We start from the raw sequence: 11,110 nt of genomic DNA on the forward strand, positions 1-11,110 counted from the left end.
GGAAGAGTAGGTCGCCGCCTTTTTAAGAACCCTTACTAGTTAGCTAGTAAGGGTTTTTTGTGTTTTAGAACTTTTGACTCTTTGATTACTTAAAAAACTTTTACTATCTTCAATCCTTAGTTTATAATAATTATGTCTGTAAATATAGAATTAGAATTAGCCTGGAATTTTGTAAATAATACCAATAGAAATATATTTTTAACAGGTAAGGCTGGTACAGGTAAAACTACATTTTTACATAAATTAAAAAATGAAGGGCAAAAACGAATGGTTATTGTAGCACCGACTGGTGTAGCTGCAATAAATGCAAAAGGTGTAACTATTCATTCCTTTTTTCAAATGCCGTTTGGGCCTATCTTACCTGATGAAAATTTAAATAATTCAACTAGTTTCAAAAGAAAATTTAATAAAACAAAAATTGACATTATTAAGTCTCTTGATTTATTAGTTATTGATGAAATTAGTATGGTTAGGGCCGATTTACTAGATGGGATTGATAAAACGCTAAGACGTTATAAAGATCGTAATAAAGTTTTCGGAGGTGTTCAATTGTTAATGATTGGCGATTTGCAACAGCTTTCTCCTGTAATAAAAGATCATGAGTGGCAATTATTAAAACCGTTTTATAACAATGCTTTTTTCTTTAGTAGCATTGCTTATAAGAGTTCTGATCCGATTGCGATTGAGCTTAAGCATATTTATAGACAAGATAATCCTATTTTTATTGAAATATTAAATGAGATTAGAAATAATAATTTAACTCCAAAATCAGCAGAAGAACTAAATAAAAGATTTATTCCTGACTTTAAACCAGATGATAATGAAGGTTATATTTCTTTAACGACTCATAATAATAAAGCACGACAAGTTAATATAGAAAAGCTTGTTGAATTAAAAGGAAAAACTAAAACTTATAAAGCAACAGTAGAAGGTAATTTTCCAGAGCATTCTTATCCCAATAATGACTTATTGGAATTAAAAGTTGGAGCTCAAGTGATGTTTATTAAAAATGATAGTTCACCTGAAAAGCGCTATTTTAATGGTAAAATTGGTAGGGTTATTTTATTAGACAAAGATGAAGTTGTTGTGCATTGTCCGGATGATGATTTTAATATCAATACTAAATTAGAAACTTGGGAGAATATTAAATACACCGTTGATTCAGATACTAAAGCAATTTCTGAAGATAAAATAGGTAGTTTTACTCAAATACCATTACGTTTAGCTTGGTCTATAACGATACACAAGAGTCAAGGTTTAACTTTTGAAAAAGCAATAATTGATGCACAAGGTGCATTTGCTCATGGGCAGACTTACGTAGCTTTGAGTCGTTGTAAATCTTTAGAAGGATTGGTTTTAAAAAGTAAAATAGAATCTAATCAAATTATTAGTGATTATAATGTTATTACTTTTAATAAAAATGCAGAAGTTAATCAACCAGATGATTCAATTTTATTAGAATCGAAGTGTCAGTTTCAATTAGGTTTGATTGCTGATATGTTTAATTTCTTTAGTTTCTTATATCCTTCCAATCGTATATTAGATATCTATTATAAAAATAGGGGAAGTATAGAAGGAGTATTAGAAGCACCATTAATATCTATTAAAGACAATGCTACTAGTTTACTTAAAATTGCTAATTCTTTTAAATCTCAATTACAGCAATTAGACACATCAGATGATACTCCTGAAGATAATGAGTTAATTCAAGAACGCTTTAAAAAAGCTTTAAACTATTTTAAAGATCAGACTACTGCTACTATTGAAAAAGCTTTAAAAGAATTTAATTTCTCTACAGATAATAAAACACTAGAAAAAGATATCAATAAACAAATTGTTACTTTAGATGAATTATTAGCGACTAAATTATTATTGTTTGAAGGATTAAAAGCAGGGTTTGATACTCAACAATTTTTAAGTCTAAGAGCAAAATCTGTTTTCTTGGCAAAAGAAAAGCCTAAAGTAAAAAGAACGACTGTTATTGATGGTACAACTAATGTAGAGCTTTTTGAATTATTGAGAGAGTTAAGAAATCAGATTGCAAAGCGAGAAGATTTAGTACATTTTCAGATTTATACTCAAAAGTCACTTTATGCAATGTGTGAAACTTTACCAACTACTATTAAGGAGTTAAATGAAGTTCACGGTATGGGGAAGACTCGTGTTGCTAAATATGGTACGGAAATATTAAAAGTAATTACAAGTTACTGTGATGAAAATGATATTGAAGTTTCTAAAGATATTTCTCTGATAGAAAAATTGACACCAAAAATAAAAAAGGGAGATACCAAGAGAGTCTCATTAGACTTATTTAGAAAAGGAAAATCCATTGATCAAATTGCTTTAGAACGAGAACTTAATTCAAATACTATTTTTGGCCATTTAGCAAGTTTTACTTCTTCTGGTGAAGTTTTGATAACTGAATTAATGTCTAAAAAATATTATCAAGAATTAAAAAAAGTTATTCCAACTAAAAAATTTGATAATCTTTCAGATTTAAAACATCAACTTGACGATAAGTATTCTTATGCAGAAATTCGTTTAGTTTTAGATGATTTACGTTAAAATAAAAAGGCTTCAAAAATAAAATTTTTAAGCCTTTTTTCTGTTGTTAATATTTAGTTTATTCTTTAATTATACCTCTAGAAATAACAATTTTTTGAATTTCAGATGTACCTTCATAAATCTGAGTAATCTTTGCGTCACGCATTAATCGCTCTACGTGGTATTCTTTAACAAAACCATTTCCACCATGTATTTGTACAGCTTCAACAGTATGTTCCATAGCGACCTTACTTGCATAAAGTTTTGCCATCGCACTACTCATATCATAATTGTAACCTTGATCTTTATCCCAAGCAGCTCTCATTACTAACATTCTTGCGGCTTCAATTTCAGTATGCATATCTGCTAACTTAAAAGCGATGGCTTGATGATTACAAATTTCTGTTCCAAAGGCTTTTCGTTCTTTAGAGTATTTTAATGCCAATTCATATGCTCCAGCTGCAATACCTAAAGCTTGTGCTGCAATACCAATACGTCCTCCAGAAAGCGTTTTCATTGCAAATCTAAATCCAGAACCATCGTCACCAATTCTATTTTCTTTAGGAACTTTGACATCATTGAATTGAAGTGTATGTGTATCACTTCCTCTAATACCTAGTTTATCTTCTTTTGGTCCAATATCAAACCCTGGCATTCCTTTTTCTAAAATAAAAGCATTGATACCGTGAGATCCTTTGTGTTTATCAGTTTGTGCAATTACAATATATACATCTGCGCGGCCTCCACTTGTAATCCAATTTTTTGTACCATTAATTAAATAATGATCTCCTTTATCTATCGCGGTAGTACGTTGCGATGTTGCATCACTTCCTGCTTCAGGTTCGCTTAAACAAAAAGCACCTACAGATTGTCCTGAGGCTAATTTTGTTAAATATTTTTGTTTTTGTTCTTCATTTGCATAAGCTTCAAGTCCATAACAGACAAGTGAATTATTTACTGATACAATTACAGAAGCAGAAGCATCAATTTTAGATAATTCTTCCATAATTATGGCATAAGAAATAGCATCCATACCACTTCCTCCATATTTAGGATCTACCATAACACCCAAAAATCCGAGTTCACCCATCTTACGGACTAAACTATCAGGAAATGTTTGTGTATTATCACGTTCTATAACACCAGGTAATAACTCTGTTTGAGCAAAATCTCTTGCTGCATCACGAATCATTAAGTGTTCTTCTGTCAAACTAAAATTCATATTCTATATTTTGTTGTTGTTTTCTTAAATTTATCAAGTAAAGATAGTTTTTTATTGTGGTATTTTCAATAAGTAATACTATTTTTACGTATATGATAAATTCTACTTATAATATTATTGCAGTAATGTCTGGAACTTCATTAGATGGTATAGATCTTATTTATGCTACTTATGAAAAAGATAGTCTTTGGAATTTTAAAATTCATTATGCAGAAACTGTAAAATACTCTAAAGAGTGGAAAACTACTTTGAGTAATTTGGTTAATCAAAAACTGGATCAATTGAAAGTTATAGATTTTGATTATTCTGAATTTTTAGCCTCTACTATTTTAGATTTTATTAAGAAGTATAAAATTGAAGCTGTAGATTTTATCGCTTCTCATGGGCATACAGCTCTGCATCAACCAGAAAAATGTTTGACCTATCAAATAGGTAATATGCAGAGTTTAGCAGATATTCTGAGTCAAAAAGTAATCTGTGATTTTAGGGTTCAAGATGTTGAACTTGGAGGGCAAGGTGCACCTTTGGTTCCAATTGGGGATCGTTTACTATTTAACGAATATGATTATTGCATTAATTTAGGTGGTTTCGCTAATATTTCTTCAGATTTTAATAATGAAAGAATTGCGTTTGATATTTGCCCTGTTAATATTGTTTTGAATTACTATGTCTCTCAGATAGGTTTAGAATTTGATGATAATGGTCAATTAGCTTCAACAGGAAAAATAAATGAAAATTTATTATTAGAACTTAATGCACTTCACTTTTACAATGAAATACCTCCTAAATCTTTAGGTTTAGAATGGGTAGACTTGAATATTTTTCCACTAATAGATTCTTATAATCTTAAGCTTGAAGATATTTTATGTACTTACATAGAACATATCTCTATTCAAATTTCAACTGTTATAATTAAGAATACAACTAAAGTATTAGTAACAGGAGGTGGTGTTTATAATGGATTTTTAATTAACAGAATTAACCATTATTTAAATAATAAAGTTTTAATACCTAGTGATCAAATTGTAGAATTTAAAGAAGCTTTAATTTTTGGGTTATTAGGAGCTCTTAAAGAAAGAGATGAAGTTAATTGTTTAATGAGTGTTACAGGTGCTAGCCATGATCATTCTTCTGGAAAAATATTAATTCCTAAAAATTAAACTTATTTAACAATTACTTCGATTGTTTTTTATATTTGTTACCATATAATAAACAGATTGGAATTGATAAAAGAATTACTTCAAAAATACGAGAATAAGTCTCCTGAAATCGTATTTCATTGGAACGACCCTGAGACAGAAGCAGAAGGTTGGACTGTTATTAACTCTTTAAGAGGTGGAGCAGCAGGTGGTGGAACACGTATGCGTAAAGGTTTAGACCAAAATGAAGTGCTTTCATTAGCAAAAACTATGGAGGTTAAATTTACAGTTTCTGGTCCGGCAATAGGTGGAGCAAAATCTGGAATTAACTTTGACCCACTAGATCCAAGAAAGACAGGGGTTTTAGAGCGCTGGTATGCTGCCGTGTCACCATTACTTAAAAGTTATTATGGTACAGGTGGTGATTTAAATGTAGATGAAATTCACGAAGTTATTCCAATTACAGAGCAAAGTGGTGTTTGGCATCCGCAAGAAGGTGTTTTTGAAGGTCATTTTAAACCAACAATCGCAGATAAAATTAATAGAATCGGTCAATTAAGACATGGTGTTATTAAGGTTATTGAAAACTCTAAATACTCTCCAAGTGTTAGCGAAAAATATACTGTAGCAGATATGATTACTGGTTATGGTGTTGCAACAGCTGCTCAGCATTTTTATGATATTCAAGATGATTCTATAAAAGGAAAGCGTGTTGTTGTACAAGGTTTTGGAAACGTGGGTGCAGCAGCAGCATTTTATTTTGCTCAAATGGGAGCAAAAGTTGTTGGTATTATAGATAGAGATGGTGGTTTGTTGAATGAAGATGGATTCTCATTCAAAGAAATTACAGACTTATACTTAGCTAAAAACGGTAACACACTTATTGCAGATAACATTATTCCTTTTGAAGAAATTAATGATAAAATATGGTCTGTTAATGCTGAAGTTTTTGCACCATGTGCAGCTTCTAGGTTAGTAACACAAGATCAAATTGATCAAATGATTTCTTCAGGTTTAGAAGTTATAACATGTGGTGCTAATGTTCCTTTTGCAGATAAAGAAATTTTCTTTGGCTCTATTATGGAACATACAGATCAAAAAATTAGTCTTATACCAGATTTTATTTCTAATTGTGGTATGGCAAGAGTTTTTGCATATTTTATGGAACGTAAAGTGCAAATGACAGATGAAGACATATTTAATGATACTTCAAACATTATAAGAAAAGCTTTAAAGGAAGTTCATAATATTAACGCAACCAAAGTTGGCATAAGCGAAACCGCTTTTGAAATCGCTTTAAGACAATTAATATAATATTTTATGGAAACAGTTATAATTCTTGTATTCGTTTTTGGTTACTTAGCGATTACTTTAGAGCATAACATAAAGATCGATAAATTAATTCCTGCTTTGGTTATGATGGCTATAAGTTGGGCTTTAATTTCGTTGGGTATTAATAGTTTTACACAATGGTTTGATTCTGGTACACATACCTTAATGGATAATTTTGGATTGTTAGGACATGAAGAAAAGCTTCATTTAATGGAAGAAACTTTGCTTCACCATTTAGGTAAAACAGCAGAGATTTTAGTCTTTTTGTTGGGAGCAATGACTATTGTAGAAATCATCGATTATTTTGATGGCTTTTCAACTATAAAAAATGCAGTTAAATTTAATAGCAGAAAGAAGTTATTATGGATGTTTTCAATTTTAGCTTTTTCACTTTCAGCAATAATTGATAATCTTACAGCAACAATTGTTTTAATATCTATTCTTCAGAAAATTGTTAAAGAAAGAGATGTTAGAATCTGGTATGCCGGTTTAATTATAATCGCAGCAAACGCTGGTGGCGCATGGTCACCAATTGGAGATGTAACAACAACGATGTTGTGGATTGGTAATAAGGTGTCTTCAGGGAAACTGTTTATGTACTTATTTATTCCATCTTTATTATGTATGGTTGTTCCTACGTTTATAGCATCAATGTTAAAGCCTTTTAAAGGAACATTAGAATTGCATGAATCAGATAACAAAGTAAAGAATAAGTTTAGCTCTAGAATGTTGTTTTTAGGACTTGGAGCTATTGTTTTTGTCCCAGTATTTAAAGTAATAACACATTTACCACCTTATGTAGGAATGATGTTTTCACTTGGTGTTGTCGCTATTTTCGCAGAAATATATAGCCATTCTAAATTTTCTATTACTGAAGTTGTTTCAGAAGAACATTCAGCAGGTTCTAGTCATAGTCCTTTGCATTATTCATTATCTAAAATAGAATTGCCAAGTATTTTATTTTTCTTAGGAATTTTAATGGCCGTAGCTGCTTTAGAATCTTTAGGTATTCTATTTGGTTTTGCTAATTCTTTACAAGATACAATGCCAATGTTAGGAACTGAATTTCACCATGAAGGTGTATCGGATTTGGTTGTTTTATTACTAGGTGCTGGATCTGCCGTTATTGATAATGTACCTTTAGTTGCTGCAAGTTTAGGAATGTTTTCTGAACCTCTAGACAACGAATTATGGCATTTTATAGCTTATTCTGCAGGAACAGGTGGTAGTATGTTGATTATTGGTTCTGCCGCAGGTGTTGTTGCTATGGGGATGGAAAGAATTGATTTCTTTTGGTATTTTAAAAAAATTTCTTGGTTAGCATTAGTAGGTTTTATTGCTGGTGCTGCTGCTTTTATGGTAACAAGATCTATTTTTTAATTCCATTAGGGAATTGAGAATTTAAATATACTTAAGTGTAAAACTTAACGTTATAAAAACAAGAATTTAAAACTTAAATTTATTAGTATGATTTTACTAAGTGCTATTCAAGATGAAGTAGCTGTTTTAGCTGAAGGGGAACCTGTAGAAAAAACTTTATCAATTATCGAATTAATATCAACAGGTGGAACATCTGGAATCGTGATTATTCTGATTCTATTTGTACTTTTAATAGTGGCTACTTATATTTATTTCGAAAGACTTTTTGCTATTAAAGCAGCTTCTAAGGTGGATTCAAATTTTATGAATCAAATAAAAGATCATGTCAGTAATGGTAAAATTGATTCTGCTCAGATGTTATGTGCACAACAAAACTCACCAGTGTCTAGATTAATCGCCAAAGGAATTACAAGAATTGGGAAGCCTTTAGAAGATATTAATACCGCTATTGAAAACGCAGGTCGTCTTGAAGTTTATAATTTAGAGAAAAATGTAAGTGTTTTAGCTACAATATCAGGTGTTGCACCAATGATTGGTTTCTTAGGAACTGTTGTTGGTATGATTATTTCAATATTTGAATTAGCAAATGCAGGTGGAACTATTCAGATGGATGTTTTAGCTAGTGGATTATATACTGCAATGACAACGACTGTTGCAGGACTTATTGTCGGTATTGTTGCGTATGTAACTTATAATCATATTGTCGGAAGAACCAATAAAGTGGTGTACCAAATGGAAGCTAATTCTGTTGAGTTCTTAGATCACTTAAACGAACCTATCTAATTTATGAATATTAAAGGACGAAATAAAGTAACACCCGAATTCAATATGGCGTCTATGACCGATATTGTATTCTTGTTGTTAATATTTTTTATGATAGCGTCAACTTTAGTTACAACAAGTGCGATTGATATTGTTTTACCAAAAGCAAGTGGTAAAACAGAAAATAAAAAATCGACAGCTGTAAGTATCAAAAAAGATTTGACCTATTATATTGATCAAGAACGTGTCGGAGAAAGCGTTTTAGAGTCACAGTTGATATCTATAATGGCTAATCAAGAGGCTCCAACAATCGTATTGAGAGCAGAAAAATCTGTTCCAGTAGAGAATGTAGTTAAAGTAATGGACATTGCTAACCGAAATAAATTTAAAGTTATTTTGGCTGTTCAGCCTAATTAATAATTTATAAAACAGCATCTATTGGTTTTTTTAATCAAATGGATTTATACTCATAAAAGTGAAATATTTAGAGACTAATCATCAGCGTAATTCAGCAAAAATCACAGCCCTTATAGCTTTGATAGTTCTGTTATTGTTGTTTGTTGTTGGACCTCAGTATATGGATCCACCAGAAGAATATGGTGTTGCCGTTAATTTTGGAACAACAGATTTTGGTAGTGGTAATAAACCATTAAGCGAGCCTAAAAAAGCAGTAGAAGACAAGATTGTAGAAGAAAGCGCTGTTGAAGAATCAATACCAGAAGAAACACAAGTTACACCTAGCGAAGCCAGTACTAAGGCAGAAGAAGTAATGACTCAAGATAATGCTGAAGCTATTGCAATTAAAAAGCAAAAAGAAGCTGAAGCAAAAGCTAAGGCAGCAGAGGCTAAAGCCAAAGCAGAGGCAAAAGCTGTAGCAGAAAAAGTAGAACAAGAAAAACGTGAAGCTGAAGAGAAAAAACGTCAAGAAGAAGCTGAAAAGAAAAGGAAACTAGATAACCTTATTGGTGGTGTTAAAAATGCAGATGGAAATACTGATGGAGGAGAAGGACCAGACAGTAAAGGTGGTAATAAAGGACAATTAGACGGTGACCCTTATGCTACTAGTTATTTCGGTGGGTCAGGACCAGGTAAAGGTGGAATCGGTTACGGTTTAGGTGGTCGTGGAAAACCATCTAGACAAATTTTTGAACAGAATTGTAACGAATACGGACTCGTAGTTGTTAGAATAGAGGTTAACAGACAAGGTAAGGTTGTAAATGCAGAGCCTGGAATTAGAGGAACAACAAATACACATCCTTGTTTATTAGAACCCGCAAAAAAAATTGCGATGTCTCATAAATGGCCCGTAGATAACGATGCACCAGCAACTCAGGTTGGATTTGTAAGTATTAATTTTGATGTAGGTCAATAGCACATGAATTATCAAGATACGGTAAATTGGATGTTTAATCAGCTTCCAATGTATCAGAATAAAGGAAAATCTGCTTTTAAAACAGATATAACTAATACCATTAATTTAGCAACACATTTAAATCATCCTGAAAATGATTTTAAATCCATACATGTTGCAGGTACAAACGGAAAAGGATCAACAAGCCATATGTTAGCTTCCGTTTTACAAGAAGAGGGATATAAGGTTGGTTTATATACGTCACCTCATTTAAAAGATTTTAGAGAGCGTATCCGTATTAGCGGAGATGTAATTAGTGAAGATTTTGTTATTGAATTTATTCAAAAAAATCTTTCTTTTTTTGAAGAGAATCAATTGTCTTTTTTTGAAATGACTGTTGGTATGGCTTTTGATTATTTTGCAAAACAAAAAGTAGATATTGCTGTTATTGAAGTTGGCTTAGGTGGTCGTTTAGATTCTACAAACATTATTACTCCAGAACTGTCTGTCATTACTAATATTGGTTTAGATCATACTCAAATGTTAGGAGATACACTTCAACTTATAGCAGGAGAGAAAGCCGGAATTATTAAAAAGAATATTCCTGTCGTTATTGGGGAAACACAGCTTGAAACACAAGATGTGTTTAAGTTGAAAGCAGCGTCTACAGAATCTAAAATTTATTTTGCTGATCAACTTATAAATGAAGTTTTAGAAAGTGATTTAAAAGGAACTTATCAAAATCAAAATAAAAAAACAGTTTTACAATCTTTAAATATTTTGAAGGAGTTAGGGTATCTAATTTCAGACGAAGCTATCCAAACAGGTCTTTTAAATGTTACTGCTAATACAGGTTTACAAGGGCGATGGCAACAATTAGATGATAAACCTAAGATTATCTGTGATACGGCTCATAACAATGAAGGATTAACTTATGTAATGCAGCAATTACAAAAAGAATCTTTTGATAAGCTGCATATTGTCTTCGGAGTGGTTAATGATAAGGATTTAGAACGCATAATTCCTTTGCTTCCTAAAGTTGCAACCTATTATTTTTGCAAACCGAATGTACAAAGAGGACTTGATGCTGAAATTTTGAAAAAAACTTTTACAGCGAATGGATTAATTGGAAAGACATATAATAGTGTGGAATTAGCTTTAACTAGCGCAAAATCAAACGCTAAAAAGAATGATTTCATTTATGTAGGTGGGAGTACTTTTGTTGTTGCAGAAATAATTTAATTTTTTTTACAAAAATGTTTTGTAATGTTGAAAACTAGAGTATCTTTGCAGTCCTAATAAATAGGGCGACTAGCTCAGTTGGTTCAGAGCACTTGGTTTACACCCAAGGGGTCAGGGGTTCGAATCCCTTGTCGCCCA

The 11,110-nt window shown here is 31.5% G+C and carries 9 protein-coding genes and 1 tRNA gene; 9 read left to right on the forward strand and 1 reads right to left on the reverse strand.

Going from position 1 to position 11,110, the window contains the following annotated elements; all coding sequences use genetic code 11:
- Positions 1-132 precede the first annotated feature (132 nt).
- On the forward strand, positions 133-2,565 hold the full coding sequence (locus HSX10_RS18020; RefSeq protein ID WP_173589650.1) for a helix-turn-helix domain-containing protein: 2,433 nt from the start codon (positions 133-135) through the stop codon (positions 2,563-2,565).
- 58 nt (positions 2,566-2,623) lie between these two features.
- Here HSX10_RS18020 and HSX10_RS18025 read toward each other — a convergent pair whose 3' ends face one another.
- Positions 2,624-3,766 carry an acyl-CoA dehydrogenase gene (locus HSX10_RS18025; protein ID WP_173589651.1) on the reverse strand — a complete coding sequence of 381 codons (1,143 nt, stop codon included), beginning with the start codon at positions 3,764-3,766 and terminating at the stop codon, positions 2,624-2,626.
- Positions 3,767-3,858: 92 nt separating this feature from the next.
- Here HSX10_RS18025 and HSX10_RS18030 point away from each other — a divergent pair, with 92 nt between their 5' ends.
- From HSX10_RS18030 to HSX10_RS18065, 8 genes are all read left to right on the forward strand, one after another.
- Entirely contained in the window at positions 3,859-4,926 is a 1,068-nt protein-coding gene (locus HSX10_RS18030; protein WP_173589652.1) for an anhydro-N-acetylmuramic acid kinase, read from the forward strand.
- A 66-nt stretch (positions 4,927-4,992) separates the two neighbouring features.
- A complete protein-coding gene (locus HSX10_RS18035; RefSeq protein WP_173589658.1) occupies positions 4,993-6,219 on the forward strand; it encodes a Glu/Leu/Phe/Val dehydrogenase dimerization domain-containing protein in 1,227 nt (408 codons plus the stop codon).
- A gap of 6 nt (positions 6,220-6,225) precedes the next feature.
- The gene (nhaD, locus tag HSX10_RS18040) at positions 6,226-7,617 is read left to right on the forward strand and encodes a sodium:proton antiporter NhaD (RefSeq protein ID WP_173589653.1); all 1,392 of its coding nucleotides are present in this window, start codon (positions 6,226-6,228) and stop codon (positions 7,615-7,617) included.
- A gap of 87 nt (positions 7,618-7,704) precedes the next feature.
- On the forward strand, positions 7,705-8,400 hold the full coding sequence (locus tag HSX10_RS18045; protein WP_173589654.1) for a MotA/TolQ/ExbB proton channel family protein: 696 nt from the start codon (positions 7,705-7,707) through the stop codon (positions 8,398-8,400).
- A gap of 3 nt (positions 8,401-8,403) precedes the next feature.
- Positions 8,404-8,796 (forward strand): ExbD/TolR family protein, encoded by a 393-nt coding sequence (locus HSX10_RS18050; protein ID WP_173589655.1) that lies wholly within the window; start codon positions 8,404-8,406, stop codon positions 8,794-8,796.
- Positions 8,797-8,854: 58 nt separating this feature from the next.
- Positions 8,855-9,751, forward strand: a complete 897-nt coding sequence (locus tag HSX10_RS18055; protein WP_173589656.1) for an energy transducer TonB — start codon at positions 8,855-8,857, stop codon at positions 9,749-9,751.
- Positions 9,752-9,754: 3 nt separating this feature from the next.
- A complete protein-coding gene (locus HSX10_RS18060; protein ID WP_173589657.1) occupies positions 9,755-10,972 on the forward strand; it encodes a bifunctional folylpolyglutamate synthase/dihydrofolate synthase in 1,218 nt (405 codons plus the stop codon).
- Between the two features lie 63 nt (positions 10,973-11,035).
- A tRNA-Val gene (locus HSX10_RS18065) sits at positions 11,036-11,110 on the forward strand.

It is taken from the genome of Winogradskyella undariae (assembly GCF_013285155.1).
Classification (GTDB): domain Bacteria; phylum Bacteroidota; class Bacteroidia; order Flavobacteriales; family Flavobacteriaceae; genus Winogradskyella; species Winogradskyella undariae.